This is a genomic window from Leptospira kobayashii, assembly GCF_003114835.2.
GTDB classification, from domain to species: domain Bacteria; phylum Spirochaetota; class Leptospiria; order Leptospirales; family Leptospiraceae; genus Leptospira_A; species Leptospira_A kobayashii.
Genome location: NZ_AP025028.1, coordinates 2,495,679 through 2,512,368 on the forward strand (window position 1 = coordinate 2,495,679; position 16,690 = coordinate 2,512,368).

The window sequence follows — 16,690 nt, forward strand, 5'->3', positions numbered from 1 at the left end:
AACGATATGACGAAACAAATGTATGAAGCTATAGTAATTGGAAGTGGTTTTGGGGGAGGAATTTCCGCCTGTAGACTGAGTAAAAAATGGCCGAACGGCCAGGTTTTGGTTTTGGAAAGAGGAAAACGTTACCCGATGTATTCCTTCGCACGCACTCCTCATGAAATGTCCAAAAACTTCTGGAATATTCCCACAGAAACCAAAGGGGGAAATCCCGAAGATGAAGAAACCCACGGATTATTCGACATCCGTCATTTTGAAAAAATGGACGCAGTCATCTCTGCCGGATTCGGCGGAGGTTCTTTGATTTATGCCAATGTGTTTTTGGAACCGCCCGATTGGGTCCTCGCAGATGCACGTTGGCCGGAGTCCTGCAAAAAAGACAAACTCACTCCTTATTACAAGATCGCCAAAGAAGTATTAGGTGCAAGACCCGTTCCTACGAACAATGATCCCAGAAGAAGGATCATTCGAACGGAAAGATTCAAACAAGTAGCGGAATCTCTCGGTCGAGAGTCCAAACTTTTGGATATCAACGTATTTTTCGGCAATGATTTTCAAAATCCCACTCCGATCGGAGTGCAGGAAAAAAACAGATACGGCGCACTTCAAACTTCCTGCACCTACTGCGGGGAATGCGATGTGGGGTGTAATTCCCATTCCAAAAATACGGTAGATCTGAACTATTTGCATGTTGCAGAACATGTTCACAAGGCCGAAATCAAAACGGAACATCTTGTCCAAAAGATCGTTCCTTTGGACTTGCAAGGAAACGAAGATCCGAACTCCCAAGGGGAAAACGGATATCGGATTTATTTTTTAGATCTGACTCTGAAAGGAAACAGATTGAGTTATGCCGATACCAAAAGAGTGATCGTTTCCGCGGGAACTCTGGGAACCACAGAACTCTTGTTAAGGTGTAAAGAGGAATGGAAAACCCTTCCCAAAATTTCTTCCAAACTCGGAGAACATTTTTCGGGAAACGGAGACTTTCTGTCCTTCGTTCTGAAAGGAAAAGAAGAGTCCAATCCCAATTACGGGCCGGTGATCACCCAAGGCACCGACTTCAATCTCTTCAAAGACCCCGATCCCAAACGGGCTTTTATTTTGGAGGACGCAAGTTATCCTAGTTTCGGCTCTTGGGCGGTGAACTTCATCCCTACCCCGTCCATTTGGAAGTCGCTCAAATCACTTCTGAAAGATATCTGGTACAAACTCACAAAGGTAGGCAGCTTGTACGGAAGATCGGGTTATCTATTCCAAGACTTACTTGCAAACGATATTTCACAAAATTCCAGCGTTCTGCTTTTCATGGGAGTGGACAATTCCCACGGAAAGATGTTTTTGCAAGAGGGCCAGCTCAACATCCGATGGACTCAGAAAGAAAGTATGCCTTTGTACCAAAAGATATTAGAAACTTCTAAAGAGTTTTATAAAATTACAAAAGCAAAATTATGGTTCCCTCTATTTACCTGGAACTTTTTCTCCAAAAGTAATATTACAGTACATTCCCTGGGAGGTTGCGTACTTTCCGATCATCCAGAAGCGGGAGTAACAAGCTCAGATCCGAAAACATTCGGGCAAGTGTACGGATATCAAAATTTATTTGTTGCGGATGGAAGCCTTCTTCCGACTGCCGTTGGAGCAAATCCGATTGCCACTATCAGTGCACTTAGTGAACGAGTGGCCGAAGGGATCACTGGGATTGAACCTGATTCTGGATTGGTTTAGAGAACTCTGCTTCTTTAAAATAGTATTGATCAATACAAAGCATACACGGTTAATAAGTAAATCTGCGGGGTGCATCTAAAGATCCATCCCGGTCATTCAATGATTTCCATTAACGAATTATATACATCAATAGAGATAAATGTACCGGTCGAAAAAGTATGGGAGGAATTTACAAAATTTTCCGAATTCCCCGAATGGAATCCTTTTTTACCGAAGGTCACTGTAGACTTAACCACTGGTAAAGTTTGGGAGAAAGTCTTTCTGGGAAATCTCTTTGGAAAAAGAATCTATACCTGGTTGCCGATGCAGATCCTAAACTTCAAACAACAAAGAGAGATTAGTTGGTGCGGAAGGGTTCCTTGGATTCTCGCCATCTTTTCCTACGGTTATCATATATTCGAGTTCGAAAAAGTTTCGGAAAATGTTACCCGTTTTTCCCACAGAGGGATTTTTTCGGGAATATTCATGACCATTTCTTTATCTTTTTCGAAAATCAAAAACAATGTAAAGATCGTTCAGGAAGAAATGAATACAAATTTGAAAGAAAGATGCGAAAGACGTTCATGAAATGGCTACTCAACGCATCGTTCATTTTTTTCACAATTCATTACGGTCTTTCTGCAGAAACCGGTCACCAAACAACAGTCGTTCTTACTGAAAATACAGAACAGATTACGATCGGAAAGTATCTTGAATATTTTTTAGACCCTACTCTTAGTTATACGATCGGAAGAGTACATTCCAATGAAACAAATAATCATTTTATTCCTCTCAATAAGGATGTTCCCAATTTCGGACCTTCCCGTTCGGAATACTGGTTTCGTTTTAAAGTAAAAAACGAAACGAAATCCTCCGTATGGATTTTGGAATTCGATCACCCAGGGGTCATATATTCCGATCTCTATCAGCTCAAAGATCAGAATACAAAAGATTTTAAAAAAATAAGTCCGGGCAACTTAAACCCGAACGGACCGAAATCAACACATAGAAATCAAATATATTATTTGGACTTACCTCCCGGAAAGGAACAGGTATTCTATTTGAATACCAGAACTTTCGGGGGCTTGCCAGTACCCATCCGCATATTCACTCAAGAAAGATTCCTCCAATACATCTACCACGAACAGATCGCATTCGGAATGTATTTTGGGGTGATGTTTGTGATGGCATTGTACAATTTGTTCGTTTTCTTTTCTTTGAAAGACGTCGCCTTTTTGTATTATGTAATGTATACCACATCGGTAGTTTTTCTTCAGATTGGAATTCTCGGGTATGGGAAAATGTTTATATGGGAAAAGAACGGATGGATTGATTTGAATTTTTTCCCCGTTTTCAATATCTCAATCATCATTTCCCTTTCTTTGTTTACCAAAAAGTTTTTAAATACCAAAGAAATCATTCCTCTATTGGATAAAATTTTCAATTTCCTCATCTGTTTGCAGCCTTTGAACTTTTTATTGATTCTACTACTTCCTTATGATAAGGAAATCACTTTGAATCTTTGTTTGACGGTGCCTTTTGCGGTACTCGTTTTTATCGCTCCTTTGATTGCGATGAAAAGAGGATACACTCCGGCACGTTATTTTTCCATCTCTTTCGCAGCGATCCTAATCGCAGCAAGTTGTAACGCCTTGATGTATGCCAATATATTACCGTCCAATTTTTTCACTGAGAACGGATTGTATATAGGTTCTACCATCGAAGTGATACTTTTATCTTTTGCTTTGGTGGACAAAATCAATATCCTCAAACGGGAAAAAGAAATTGCTCAGGAACAAACCGTAGAAATGCAAACTTTGCTCGCTGACTCCTATAAAGCAATGAATGCATCTTTGGAAAAAACCGTTGAACAAAGAACTAGGGATTTAAATGAAACTTTGAAACAAATCAGAGCGGATCTTTCCATGGCAAAAAAACTTCAACAGAAGACTTTGCCTAAATTAAATCTGGAAGGTAAAAACTTATCCATACTCACTCATTATCTGCCAATGTCGGAGATAGGCGGAGACTTTTACGACATCCATGAACTGGAACCTGGATACTTCAGAATCTTTTTAGTAGATGCGACAGGTCATGGAGTACAGGCTGCTTTATCTACAATGACGATCAAAGCGGAATACGAAGGAATTAAAAACATCCGCACAAAACCTGCACACCTGATGGAAACTCTAAATAACGAGTGTTTCATGAAATATAAAAGCATGAATTTATTATTTTCCGCAATCATCGCGGATATCGACTTGAACAATAAAAGCCTTTCCTTTGCTTCCGCAGGCCATCCTCCTCAGATTTTCAAAAAATCGTCTAACACTGATGTATTGAATGCGGCCGGTTCCATCATAGGGTTGAAGAAAAACGCAAACTATCAATCCGTTGATTTGGAAATCGAAACAGGAAACAGAATTTTTCTTTTTTCCGACGGAATCTACGAAGAATTCGACGAGGATAAAATCGAATTCGGAGCGGATCGTGTCTTTTCACTACTGAGCCTTGATTCGGAAATGGGACATGTAGTAGACAAACTATTGTTCGAAATAGAACAGCATGTCGGACCCTCGGGACAACAAGATGATATTACTCTACTCTCGATAGAAGTATTATAAGGAAGAACCAATGAGCACATCCGTAAAGACCCAACCGACAAGCGTAGAATTTACAGAAGAAATGAAAGGGTTCTTATCCTTTTCCGATTCCAATATCGATTATAAAGAAGCGTATGAAGCCGGCAAAAAAGCAAAAAACGCCTTCATGTTTCAATTAACAGTTATTATCCCCGATGTGGATTTTTTTATCAATGACCCGAAAGAAACAGGTAATCTGAAAGGGTATATCGACTGCAAAAAACTCGGGGGCAAAATCACAATCGATAGCGGAGTATTCAACTGCTTTGTGGATACCGGTGAAGCCATTGAAAACCAAAAGAGAATGTTCTATCGGTTGTTTTTAAAAGACAAAACTGGCAAAGCCTTCACAATGTCCGGCCATAAGATCGTAAAAAACGAAGGAACAGGACCACTTGAAATCTGGAAAGATACCACCACCCTTTATACAAAACTCTACGAAGGTATTGTCGAGGAAGGAAAAGAAGCTTCTGCAAAATTAGTTGCTACCGGAATCTTGGAAATCTATGTAAAAGACTTCATCAAACAGATGACTACTTTCCGATCCAACGGCAAAACCTTATGGGAAAGACAAGATGCCATTTTAAAATTCGGAAAATTATTTCTGGGAAATTTATGGGATGTATATGCCCCCCACATCAAAAAAGCGGAACCCGAAATCTGGAACCAAAGAAACATTCCTTTATTTACTCTTGCAGGGGTAAATCCTTGCTCCATCACAACCCATCCCATCTCCACCAAAGACAAGTTAAATATCAGTCTTACAAGATTTTTGAAACAGGATTCCGATGATGTGATCCTTTTGTCTCACGGATTAACCACTTCTACGGATATGTACATCATGCCGGAACATTATAATCTTGTAAATTACCTGCACGATCACGGATTCGGAGACGTGTGGTCTCTCGATTGGAGAGGAAGCCTAAGACATAACTACAATCTTTTTCCCCATAGATTCAATTTGGACGATGTAGCATTGTACGATTTGCCATTGGCGATTGAAAAAATAAGAAAGGAAATCGGTCCAAAAAAAAGAATCCATGCGATCGTTCATTGCATCGGTTCGGTTACATTCTTTATGAGTTTGTATGGAAAACAAATCTCAGGCATCAGTAGCATCATTTCCAATAGCGTATCATTGACCCCCAGAGTGGCGGCTTGGTCGAAAATCAAACTTGCACTTGCACCGTTTTTAATCGAATACGTATTGAGATTTCCGAATATAAATCCTCGTTTTGCTTATAACCCAGGACCCGCTCTTGGCAAAGGTCTTGCCAAAGTAGTCAATTTGTTTCATAGAGAATGCAATAACCCTGCATGTCATATGCTCAGCATGATGTGGGGGACGGGATTCCCTGCTTGTTACGAACATTCCCAATTGTCTTCCGTAACCCATGACAGGGTCGGCGATTTATTCGGGGCAACCTCAATGAACTACCATAGACATATTCGTAAGATGGTAAACAGAGGTGTCGCAGTCAAATACCAAACGAGAAACGAACATTATGCGGAACTACCGAATAATTATCTGGATGACGCTTCGGATATAAACGTGCCTACTTTATTTATGACGGGAGATCAAAACAGAGTGTTCAATGATGCGAACGTAGTAACTTACGAAACATTGAATAAGATCAAACCGGAAAATAAAAACGAACTGTTTATCGCAAAAGGTTACGGTCACCAGGACACTTTGATGGGGAAAAATTCCGCAAAAGACATTTTTCCGAGATTTGTTGAATTTTTAAACAAACATAAAAACTAAAAAATCACTCCGAAGATATGATAAATAATCATATCTTCGGGATTGGACATTTTCGTTTAAGCGTTGATCTTTGCCTTCAGGTTTACGATTCTAAGCTCGATTTCCCTATCAGCTAACTTGGAAAAGCTGTCAAAGTCTTCGGTATTTTTGGAAATCAATTCCCGAATCTTAGTCACTAAGGGATTGGATTGGGCGCCAGGGAGAATTCCCAATTTTTCCTCGTTCCCCGAATAGGCTTCCTTATATATCTGAACGGGAGCAATATTCAAATCCTCATCTATCAGTATGACCGCTCCTCCGCAAGTTGACTTTCGTTCCACAGTATCAACAACCCAGCCACCGGTATTCACCAAATCAACCGGCCTCACATAAGACTTGCTATTTGCAAATGTTTCCGCAAATGGTTTATGAGTATGTCCGAATACGAATTGAATTTCCTTAGGCGCATTCTCTTCTTTCTCGGCAAGAAGCTGTTTGAAAAGAGTGACATCCAAATAGGAAACCAATTTATTTTTCATTTCATCCGACAAACTGTCGTTGGAATCCGATCTTTCCTGTTTGGCGATAAATCCTAAAGTCATCTGAAGGATTCCGTAAACAATCTTCACCAGACTTCTGCCGGGGATCAGTCGGATCAAAAACAGCATGATCTTTTTCCAAATGGAACTCGCCTCTTCCGTCTCTTTGGCTTTCATACTCTCTACTATTTTTTTAGCGATATTTTGCAAAAGCTCGGCGAATTTTTTCTCATCGGTCATCTTATCGTAGATAAGTTCAACGCCTTTGCCAGCATTTCCGGAACGACCCATGGCAGACCAAAAAAAATCGATCCAGGCAAAGTTTTCCTTTTCTATATCCCAAATCATTTCCGGCATTTTCTGGTTGGGAAAAATCGTAGTATTCATTGTGCTCATCAAAAGATATATATCTTCCAAAAAATGTCCATGATGCAAAATCACAGCCTTTTTCGAATCTTCGGAAAGGATTCCAAAATTAGGATATGCTACTTTGATCATTCGTTTTTTCAAATGATCTTTTTTCTGAACAATGGCAGTCATAAAATCGCAGCGAGTGGGAAACAGATCATTCTCAATGAAAATATTGGTAGTATGCCACATTTCGGGAAGTTCCTTTTTGTCTTCCTTCCTTTCTATGTATTTGATGTATTGGGATTCCCTTGCAATCTCCCAAAGATGATGATCGTGATTTCCAGGGATATAAAACACATCTTCAAAAAGCTCTTTTCCGTCCGGTAAAATCAAATCCACGAATTGATCGAATACCATGCCCGCTTCCTGAGTTTCCGCCAATGCCAACTCGAGGATATCACCCAATAGAATCAATGTAGGTTTTTTGGTAGAATTTTGATTCGAAGAAATAAATGTACGAATGCTCTCCACAAGGGAAACAAGAACAGGGCTCGGTGCGGTAAAATCCTTTTTTAAACCGTCTAGCGAGAGTTTAGTGAGAAGACTGTTTTCCGCTCCCAAGTGCATATCAGAGAGACAGACATATTTAATATCGGGCATAACTTACTCCGTTCTACAGGATTTAAGAACATAGCCGTTGTATGTCGATATTTTTTCCTAGAAAAGAGTATTATAATCCCTCTTTTGTTTGCAAAGAAATAAGTTAGGAATCGCAAATTACGAAGTTTAAAGTTTAAAGTTTAAATTTTTCCGATTCGAAGTAGTATTGGAAAACGAACTTTTCTTTTTTTACCTTCGCCCCATATGGATTTCAAATCCTCCAAACCGGATTCCAAAGGATTTTGATTTTTTTCTTTTATATAGTTTTGAATGGCGGACCAGGTTTTCAGATAGCCTATCATTTGTTCTACGGACCATTCGAAATCGTTGGATATCGCAGGGGCAGGTATTTCTTCAAAAGGAAAAGGAATAGTTTTGTAGCTTTCGTCGATATACCTTCTTTCCTTATCCCAATATTTTCCCAGGACACCGGAGTAAAAATGCAAAATCCATTTTTGGATTTCCGAATCCGTCGTGAGAAGTCCGTAACCGATCACTGCCAAAACTCCATTTCGTTTTCCGGTTCTTTTTACCTCGGAATAAAATGCGGAAAAATCAAACCAGTGAATCGCCTGGGCGACTGTAATCAAATCAAAATGATTGTCAGGAAAATCCGTTTTTTCCGCAGATTCCAATTTATAGATGATCTTTTCATTCTTTTTCGCATTTGAAATTTGTTTTTCGCTGATATCCGTTGCGATCACCTGATCAAAGTAAGTCGATAAAACTTCCGCAATTTGACCGTTCCCCGTACCAACATCCCAAGCTAAGTGTCTTGCGGATACCAAACTCAATATAAAATCAAAAACTTCTTGGGGGTAACTAGGTCTGAATTTCACATACAAATCAGATTGTTTGGAAAATTGGTCTTTCATTATACACCTTTGCAATAATCACAATTTCCGCAAACTGGAAGAGAGGTTCCGAAGTATTCGTATACGAACTCTCTTCTGCACTTTTCCGTTTTTAAATACATTAACATCTGATAGAGTCTTCTTAGACTGGTTTGCCTTTTTTTCTCCAATTCCTCTTTGGAGCTAAGCGATTCCGGAATTTCACCAACCAGTTCCAAAGAATGTTTTTCCAAATCTCCCCGAGTCACTCCGTAACGTTCGAATAAATTCAAAACAGTTTGCAACCTATGATCACCTCTGTTCTTATGAACAACCATGGATTGCAATCCCTCGTAATCGATGGCGGATAGTTTTTCACCTAATCTTTGCATGGTGCCATAGGTTCTTTTTATGAATTGAGCATCGGGATTTTGCCATTCTATAAAATCCATAAGCACAGTTAAATCGTCTTGGTTGTAAAATACATGGCAATCCGATGGATTTCCATCTCTTCCCGCCCTACCTATCTCCTGGTAATAGGACTCCAAAGAAGAAGGAAGTTCCGCATGAATGATCTTTCTTATATTCGGTTTGTCCACACCCATTCCGAACGCATTGGTAGCGAGCATGATCGAATCATCCGATTTGATAAATTGATTTTGGACTCTTTTCCTCTGGTCCGTTTGTAGTTTGCCATGATAAACTTTATGAGGGATTTTTTTTCCATCCAGTTTTTCCGAAAACTTTTCCATAGTTTTGATCAGATTAAAATAAACGATGACGCTTTCTTTATTTTCTTTAAGCAAACCGACGATAGCATTGAATTTATCCTCTTCATCCACAAAAGTTTCCACGTTCAAATACAGATTGGGTCGACAAATCCCTTCATCGTATATATTTATCTCCGACTCGGAAAAACCCATCTGCAAGATCATATCTTTTTGAATTTCTTTGGTAGCTGTAGCCGTCAGTGCAATGGTAGTCGGATTTTTCAGAATGGAACGAAATTCCGCGATCTTGGTATAATCCGGACGAAAATCATGCCCCCATTGACTGATGCAATGTGCTTCATCGATTGCAAGTAAGGATACTTTTCTATCTTTCAATGCATCTATAAAATCTTCCTTTCGGAATCTTTCCGGAGAGACATAGATGATTTTATATTTTCCATTTTTCAAATCCGAATACGATTGAATTCTTTCTGTTTTGGACAAGGAAGAATTGATATACCCCGCATCAATCCCCAATTGTTTCAATTTCAAGGTTTGGTCCTGCATGAGAGCAATCAAAGGAGATATAACGATTGTTAATCCGTCCAAAGCGAGTGCAGGCACTTGGTAACATATGGATTTTCCCATACCTGTAGGCATTAGTACCATACAGTTTTTCCCCGAAATCACATCCTCTATGATCTGTTCTTGGGAAGTACGAAAGTTTTGAATTCCGAATCGTTTTAAATATGGGGAAAGTAGCATCGGAGGAAAACCGGTTTCTTAACTAAAGAACGGTTTCAGTTCTTTGTATTGTCTAAATTCGTCCAGTTTTGCAAAATCGATCGGTTTTTCCGCAAACCCGATCACCTCGGGATATTGACTGGATTTTTCCTTGTCCCTGGCATCGATACTGGAGGTTACCATAACAACCAAGATTTGTTTGGAAATAGGAAGCTGATGGGCTGCTTCCAAAAACGCCCATCCGTTCATAACGGGCATGTTGATATCCAATAACACAAGATAGGTTTTCTCCGATGAACCCTCTTCCATAAGAAATTCCAAAGCATCTTTGCCGTTGGCAAAAGAAGCAGGCTCGGAATGAAATCCGCTTTTGGTGATCATCATCTTATGATGAAAAATAATAACAAAATCGTCATCGACTACCAAAACTTCCAAACTCATTCCTTATTCCCAAGTTCGATCAATTCCGTTTTATTCGTTATATCTCTTACGATACCGTCCAATTCGTAGGCGGAATTCAAAAGATGTTCGATCAATTCCCTTTTGTTTACTTCTCCGTCTCCGAAATTTTTAATCAAGTCGATCAAACCGATCATTCGCGCAATGGGAGCTCTAACAACATGGGATTGAATCCAAGCGATCTCTTTTAGTTTTTCGTTTTGACTCTGAATGGAAGATATATAATTTAATTTTTCAGTGATATCGTTTGCAAGTACCAATTGATTTTTGGTATTATCAAAATTGATTATATTACTTTGTAAGTCCACATCGATGATTTCACCGTTTTTCTTTTTGTGTCTTACCGTTCCCCTGAAATACAATGATCCCGAAGCACTGGTAGTTCTGATTCGTTCTTCCAAAATAGGAATGTCTTCCACCGGATAAATGTCCCTAATGGTCATTGATAAAAATTCATCCAGAGAATAACCGTAATGTTTGATCGCGGCCTCATTCACATTTAAAAATCGGAAAGTTTCCAGATCGCATAACCACATAGGTTGAGGACTGAGTTGGAAAAGATTGCGATACTTTTCTTCGGAATGTGCCAGCTGATTTACAATTCGTTTTCTCTCCCTACTGTACGAAATACTTTTGTACAATTGGATCGGCTCGATTTCATCTTTCAAAAGGTAATCGGAAACTCCCAAAGATAGAGTTTGAATCCCGAAATTTTTATCCAGATAACCGGTAAGTACGATGACCGGAATTTGACCCGCCAACTCCAGTATATCCGTTACAAGCTCGGTTCCTCTCGCATCCGGAAGGGTAAGATCCAGTAGAATGGTATCGTAATCGGATCTTGATTTTAATAATTTTGCCGCTGCAGAAAATGTAACTGCTCTCTCTATTTCCGGTTCTAAAAATTCTTCCCTCAGACTTTCCTCAAGGAGAATGAAATCCCCTTCACTGTCTTCTACCACTAGTATTTTTAATTTTTCCGCAGAACGAGCCATTTCATTCATTCACATTGCGAGGAAGTTTGACGACCGTGATCCAAAAATCTTCTATCGAGATCACAACTTTAAGAAAATCTTCAGCTAATATAGGTTTGCTGATGAAACAATTCGCATGATTTTTATATGCTTCGAAAATATCTTTTTCTTCCGAAGAAGTGGTCAAAATGATGACCGGAATATGTTTCGTATTTTCATTGGATTTTATTTTTTTAAGTACTTCGTGCCCGTTCAATTTCGGCAAATTCACATCGAGTAAAATCAAATCGGGGGATGGCATATTACGATAATCACCTTTTCTTTCCAGGTATTGAACAGCCTCCCAGCCATTTTTCATAACAGTGACTTGGTTCGCAATTCTACCTTCTTCCAGGGCTTCTGTGATCAACATAATGTCCCCTTCACTGTCTTCTACCAAAAGAATGTTAATCGGTTTCATGTTATTTTCTCAAAACCTAAGATAGATCTTTACTGATTGTAAAATTAAATATTGTTCCCTCATTTTCAGAAGAGTCCACCCAAATTTCTCCCTTATGTCGTTCCACAATTTTTTTACAAATGGAAAGCCCGATCCCCGTTCCTGAATATTCGGATTTGTCATGTAACCTTTGAAATAATACGAAAATTTTCTCGAAAAACTGAGGATCAATTCCAATTCCGTTATCGGAAACAGTAAATTGGAAATGAGTGGGATTTTCGGTGGCTTCGATTCGGATAATCGGTTTTACCCCCTTTTTGGCATATTTCAGGGAGTTACCGATCAGATTTCGAAAGAGCTGATGGATCGCAGGTTTGGAACCGGTGATCTTCGGCAGCGAGCCGAACTTAAGAATCGCGCCTTTTTCCTCGATGACATCCCGATAAAGTCCCGAAATATCAACTAACAAATCATTTACGTTAATTTCTATTAGGTTGTCTGTCGTTTTTCCCGCGCGTGAATATTCCAAAAGGTCCAAAATGATTTGTCTCATCCTGGTCGCTCCGTCCACAGCCAGGAAAATATATTTCCTTCCCTTTTCATCTAACAAAGGTTTATATTTTTCCTCTATTTTGGAAAGAAAACTGGTAACCATTCGAAGAGGTTCCTGCAAATCGTGAGAAGCGATGTAAGCAAACTGTTCCAGTTCTCTATTGGAGATCGCAAGTTCCAAGTTTTTATGCTTCAAATCGGAGTTTGCAGTTTTCAATAACATTTCCGTATTTTTCAAATTGGTAATGTTTTTGAAATAAACCGTCAGTCCTTCATGAGATGGAAATACACTGATATCATACCATCTATCATGAGGGTCATAATAATCCTGAAAACGAACAGGTTCGCCGGTTTCCGTTGCTATCTCGAACTGATCGAAAAACTTTTTGGAAGGTTCGTCATTGTACAACTCGTATATACTCTTTCCAATAATCGTTTCCCGTTTGACTCCCAGTAATTTTTCAGCTTCATCATTCCAGTATGTAATAATGTAATCCTTATCCAATGAATAAAATCCGTCCTGAATACTATTCAAAATCGAAATCATTTTACCATTGTATTCGGCTAACTCCTGTTCCTGCTGTTTTCTGTGGGTAATATCCATGATATAACCGTACCAAACAACGGAATCTCCTTCCTTACTTTCGGGATGAGACGCACCTCTCAGCCATACCGTCCTGCCGCCTTTTGTTAAAGTTCTATATTCCAAATTCCAATCAGTCAGATTTTGTCTGGAGTGCTGAATGGAAGAAACCAAACTTTGAAGATCATCAGGATGCACTCTATCGAACGCGGAAGTTGCGTCTTGTTTTACCGCATCGATATCCAATTCCGGTAAAATGGAAAGAAGACCTTTGCTCATAAATGGAAATCTCATTTTTCCGTCCGAATTCATTTCGAATTGGTAAATAGCTGCAGGAACATTCTCTGTGATTTTCTGCAGGAACTCATTGCTTTGTTTGAGTTTCTCTTCCGCAATCCTCCGATCGGTAGTATCTCTTGCATAACAAGCCAAGCCGATGATCTCACCGTTATTGTAGATCGGATTAAAACTCACCTCAGACCAGGATTCATCTCCTATTTCGCTTTTTGGTGCATAAATTTCCTTTCTGAAAGCTTCACCAGCTAATGCCTGTTCGTAGTATCCTCGCCAAAGAGTGAGAAATTCCCTAGGAAATGCATCTTCCGGTAGAACATAGTCGCCGGGTTTAAATGTGATTCCCGCATAATTTTTGATGGTATTAATAAACGATTGGTTTGCTGCAATCAATTGGAAGTCTGTATTCACGCTCCAAATCAAATCTTCAGTCCCGTTGATCAGTGCTTCCTTATCCCTTCTTTCAAATTCTTTGAGTTCTTCCGCTTCCTTTTTTTCGGTGATGTCTCTGAAATTATCCACAATCCCGGCAATGGAAGGCTCATGAATCAAATTGGTCACTGTGGACTCAAACCAACGCCAGGTTCCATTCTTATGAAGCAGTCTGGAAGTGCAACCGGGCAAAGGTATACCCGGATTTACCAAAGCGCGTCCTATCCCATCCGTTAATTGGCTCCAATCATCGGGATAAACTAAGGTAGTCAAATCGGCTTGTAAAAATTCCTCTTCCGTATAACCTAACACTCTTTTAATGGAAGGTGAAATATAAATCGGTTTTATATCCGGGGTTAAAATCGCAACCGCATCGGTTCCGTTTTCGACCAAAGATCGAAACCGTTTTTCATTTTCAGCCAATTCCTTTTGCAATTGATTTTGTTCAGAGATGATCTTTTGCAATCCGTTGAATAACATGGGAACCAGTACGCTGAACAATGCGGATAAAAAAATCAAATTGGAAAAAACGGCAACGCTGGTTTCAAATGCAAACGGAATCGTAATGGGACTATTCAAAACCCTCAAATGAATCAAAAGACCCATAACAGTACATAAAAGGGCGTTGATTCCCACTGTTAAAATAGAAACCCATTGGGGGAAAATCAAAATGGCAATCATAGTAATTGCCAAAAGATAAAGCAAACCTACCCCGAATATACCGAGGTAATACAGTAAAACGATCGCTAACAGATAACAGGCAAGTATGAAGAATGACTTTCTGAGCCATACAGGCAAACCTTTGCTAAACGCAATGACTACTACGAAAAGAACTACGATTGTATCGAAAAATGCGATCAGAGGAACGCCTGTCTCCAGAGAAGCGCTGACTCCCGGAATGAGAGCGATCAGACTGAAAGGAAGTATGTAAAGAATCAGATCCGCAAAAAGACGATTCCTCCAGCCGGACAGATCCAAGACCGTACCTGCAGAACCGGAACAATTCTTTCTTACGGTTTCTTTGTATTTTTCCCAAAGATTCATAATCTGGGAAAGTATAAGGAAGTTCTAAACTGTGTCCATCGTTTGTTCTGTCTTTACGGATTTTCCCTTAAGAGATTTTGGCAAGAAGCTCTTCCGTTCTCTCCAAAAAAGAATACAATGTGTCGAATTCCTCGATCCAGGTAGTCAAAGACGATGCCGACTGGGAAAGCTGCGAGATATTGAGATTGGCTTCTTCCAGGGCGATTTCCTGCTCTTTAGTGGAATCACGGACTAACCCAGCTTGAGTACTTAAGATCTCGATCGACTTTACGATCTTGTCCTTTTCCGACTCGAAAATTTGCAAAGACGAAAGACTTTGTTCCAGGTTCCGGTTGATGAGATCGAATCCGGAAAAGATCAAATGAAAGATCTCTTCCACTCCCAAAACGGAATCCGTGCCTTCTTTGGACTTTTCCAGACTGTTTTTGATTTTTTCCGCAATCTCTTTGGTATGACTTGTGGATCTTGTGGCAAGGTGGCTCACCTCGTCCGCCACCACGGAAAAACCTTTGCCGGAATCCCCCGCTCTTGCCGCTTCGATCGAAGCATTTAATGCAAGTAAGTTGGTACGGGAAGCAAGTTCGTTCATCACCTGCAAGGTTTTTGCAATCTCTTCCGCGGATTGTTTGATACCCGCCATAGTAAGATTGGTTCCGCCGATCACTTCCTTTCCCTTGTCGAGATCTTTGCTGAGTACCTTCAAATGGTTTTGTGTTTCCAAAATCATTTTTTTCAATTCGGTAAAATCATTTTGTAATTTATGAGTTTGTTTTCCTGCAGTATCGATTTCGTCTTGTTGATGATTTGTGGATTCGGAGATAAATCTGGCGGCGGAAGAAATCTCTTCCATCTTTGCAGAAGATTCTTCCGACACCGCAGCTTGCGTATTCAAACCTTTTTGCAATTCCGTTAGGAATTCGCTCGCAAACGATTTTACCTTTTGGATCTGTTCCCTGGAATCTTTCAATCCGGTCAGGATCGATTCGTTTTTTTGAATCGTAGCAAGTGCGATCCTTTCGTTTTGTCTGGATTCCTTCAAGTATCCGTTCATCAGTCTCGTTGCGATACATGCGATAAAAACGGCAGTCGCAAGAAAGATATCCGCATTGATCGTATCAATGAGTCCGATTTCCGATTTGGCGAAACTGGAAACGGTGAATTTCATTCCGTGAAAGTACAAACAAATCTGAAGAACCACTTCCGTGAGAAAAATAAAAGAACCTACAATAATGCTAAACCTCAAATTGTTTCGAAGAGGTAAAAGTGTAATGAATAGAATGGATATCATAAAGATATTCTTTCCTTTTCCCACTTCGTCGATTCCGTTGGAAGTGAACATAACATTCATAAAACGGAGGACGAAAACAACTATGATATCGCTGATTGCATTATAATAAATCACCCACATGGGTAATTTTTTGTATTTTAACAAAATGTAACTGATGATGGTGCAAATGAGAAAATAAACGGTCCCACCCACATAAGACTGGTTAACGGAAGAAAATCCCACACTGGAGATTCCTATGCCTGTAGCTAAGGCAAAAATCGCCGAGAGATAAAATCGGACATTGGTAACAATTCGTTCTCCTCTGAAAGTGATCGAGCGCTCAATTTGTAAATCTTCGTCCATATTATGATACTCTTAAATATCTCCCGGCAAACTTAAGATATAGACCCGGGAAAAGTAAGGTAAGGAAAGAATAAAGCCTTAATTATTCCACTAAAAAAAGAGGAAAGTACATGTTTGTTCCTAGCAAGGCCAAAAATGCCAAATTTCGACCTAAAAACCAGAGAGGAGCAAGTTTTTTTGTACGAGGCCGGGCCTTCTTATAAGATGGGAGTTTAGTATCCCCGCCCTGATTTGGGTGGGGTGATCCACCCGCCACCCAATGAGTTCCAACTAACACATCCGCATCGAAATGGCAACTTCTCCTTGAACTTATCAGAAAATTCTAAGAAAAAGTTCGCCTTTTTGCCGAA

12 protein-coding genes are annotated in these 16,690 nt (G+C 39.8%); 4 read left to right on the forward strand and 8 right to left on the reverse strand.

Annotated features, from left to right (window positions below; translation table 11 throughout):
* Positions 1-6 precede the first annotated feature (6 nt).
* The 4 genes from DI077_RS11205 to DI077_RS11220 all read left to right on the forward strand — a co-directional run bounded on the left by DI077_RS11205 (position 7) and on the right by DI077_RS11220 (position 6,117).
* Entirely contained in the window at positions 7-1,731 is a 1,725-nt protein-coding gene (locus DI077_RS11205) for a GMC oxidoreductase (protein WP_109019304.1), read from the forward strand.
* Between the two features lie 99 nt (positions 1,732-1,830).
* Entirely contained in the window at positions 1,831-2,298 is a 468-nt protein-coding gene (locus tag DI077_RS11210; protein WP_109019303.1) for an SRPBCC domain-containing protein, read from the forward strand.
* On the forward strand, positions 2,295-4,334 hold the full coding sequence (locus DI077_RS11215) for a 7TM diverse intracellular signaling domain-containing protein (RefSeq protein ID WP_167837106.1): 2,040 nt from the start codon (positions 2,295-2,297) through the stop codon (positions 4,332-4,334). Before DI077_RS11210 ends, DI077_RS11215 begins: the two co-directional genes overlap by 4 nt.
* A 10-nt stretch (positions 4,335-4,344) precedes the next feature.
* Positions 4,345-6,117, forward strand: coding sequence for an alpha/beta hydrolase family protein (locus DI077_RS11220; protein ID WP_109019301.1), 1,773 nt, complete (start codon positions 4,345-4,347; stop codon positions 6,115-6,117).
* Positions 6,118-6,173: 56 nt separating this feature from the next.
* Here DI077_RS11220 and DI077_RS11225 read toward each other — a convergent pair whose 3' ends face one another.
* The 8 genes from DI077_RS11225 to DI077_RS11260 all read right to left on the reverse strand — a co-directional run bounded on the left by DI077_RS11225 (position 6,174) and on the right by DI077_RS11260 (position 16,340).
* The gene (locus tag DI077_RS11225; protein ID WP_109019300.1) at positions 6,174-7,646 is read right to left on the reverse strand and encodes a metallophosphoesterase family protein; all 1,473 of its coding nucleotides are present in this window, start codon (positions 7,644-7,646) and stop codon (positions 6,174-6,176) included.
* A gap of 140 nt (positions 7,647-7,786) precedes the next feature.
* Positions 7,787-8,521: a class I SAM-dependent methyltransferase gene (locus DI077_RS11230; protein ID WP_109019299.1), complete on the reverse strand. Its 735-nt coding sequence runs from the start codon at positions 8,519-8,521 to the stop codon at positions 7,787-7,789.
* Positions 8,521-9,954: a RecQ family ATP-dependent DNA helicase gene (locus DI077_RS11235; protein WP_109019298.1), complete on the reverse strand. Its 1,434-nt coding sequence runs from the start codon at positions 9,952-9,954 to the stop codon at positions 8,521-8,523. The genes DI077_RS11230 and DI077_RS11235 overlap by 1 nt, the downstream gene beginning before the upstream one ends.
* A gap of 18 nt (positions 9,955-9,972) precedes the next feature.
* On the reverse strand, positions 9,973-10,374 hold the full coding sequence (locus DI077_RS11240; protein WP_109019297.1) for a response regulator: 402 nt from the start codon (positions 10,372-10,374) through the stop codon (positions 9,973-9,975).
* Positions 10,371-11,387 carry a PAS domain-containing response regulator gene (locus tag DI077_RS11245; RefSeq protein ID WP_109019580.1) on the reverse strand — a complete coding sequence of 339 codons (1,017 nt, stop codon included), beginning with the start codon at positions 11,385-11,387 and terminating at the stop codon, positions 10,371-10,373. Before DI077_RS11245 ends, DI077_RS11240 begins: the two co-directional genes overlap by 4 nt.
* 1 nt (position 11,388) lies before the next feature.
* A complete protein-coding gene (locus DI077_RS11250; protein ID WP_109019296.1) occupies positions 11,389-11,826 on the reverse strand; it encodes a response regulator in 438 nt (145 codons plus the stop codon).
* 16 nt (positions 11,827-11,842) lie between these two features.
* On the reverse strand, positions 11,843-14,710 hold the full coding sequence (locus tag DI077_RS11255; protein ID WP_109019295.1) for a PAS domain S-box protein: 2,868 nt from the start codon (positions 14,708-14,710) through the stop codon (positions 11,843-11,845).
* Positions 14,711-14,777: 67 nt separating this feature from the next.
* Complete coding sequence (locus DI077_RS11260; protein WP_109019294.1) at positions 14,778-16,340, reverse strand: methyl-accepting chemotaxis protein; 1,563 nt, start codon at positions 16,338-16,340, stop codon at positions 14,778-14,780.
* Positions 16,341-16,690 lie beyond the last annotated feature (350 nt).

What these genes read in the sequence shown, in the direction of transcription:
- DI077_RS11225 (WP_109019300.1), bottom strand. Translation starts at nt 7,646, where the DNA reads ATGCCCGATATTAAATATGTCTGTCTCTCTGATATGCACTTGGGAGCG.
- DI077_RS11250 (WP_109019296.1), bottom strand. Translation starts at nt 11,826, where the DNA reads ATGAAACCGATTAACATTCTTTTGGTAGAAGACAGTGAAGGGGACATT.
- DI077_RS11210 (WP_109019303.1), top strand. Translation starts at nt 1,831, where the DNA reads ATGATTTCCATTAACGAATTATATACATCAATAGAGATAAATGTACCG.
- DI077_RS11235 (WP_109019298.1), bottom strand. Translation starts at nt 9,954, where the DNA reads ATGCTACTTTCCCCATATTTAAAACGATTCGGAATTCAAAACTTTCGT.
- DI077_RS11245 (WP_109019580.1), bottom strand. Translation starts at nt 11,387, where the DNA reads ATGGCTCGTTCTGCGGAAAAATTAAAAATACTAGTGGTAGAAGACAGT.
- DI077_RS11205 (WP_109019304.1), top strand. Translation starts at nt 7, where the DNA reads ATGACGAAACAAATGTATGAAGCTATAGTAATTGGAAGTGGTTTTGGG.
- DI077_RS11240 (WP_109019297.1), bottom strand. Translation starts at nt 10,374, where the DNA reads ATGAGTTTGGAAGTTTTGGTAGTCGATGACGATTTTGTTATTATTTTT.
- DI077_RS11215 (WP_167837106.1), top strand. Translation starts at nt 2,295, where the DNA reads ATGAAATGGCTACTCAACGCATCGTTCATTTTTTTCACAATTCATTAC.
- DI077_RS11260 (WP_109019294.1), bottom strand. Translation starts at nt 16,340, where the DNA reads ATGGACGAAGATTTACAAATTGAGCGCTCGATCACTTTCAGAGGAGAA.
- DI077_RS11230 (WP_109019299.1), bottom strand. Translation starts at nt 8,521, where the DNA reads ATGAAAGACCAATTTTCCAAACAATCTGATTTGTATGTGAAATTCAGA.
- DI077_RS11220 (WP_109019301.1), top strand. Translation starts at nt 4,345, where the DNA reads ATGAGCACATCCGTAAAGACCCAACCGACAAGCGTAGAATTTACAGAA.
- DI077_RS11255 (WP_109019295.1), bottom strand. Translation starts at nt 14,710, where the DNA reads ATGAATCTTTGGGAAAAATACAAAGAAACCGTAAGAAAGAATTGTTCC.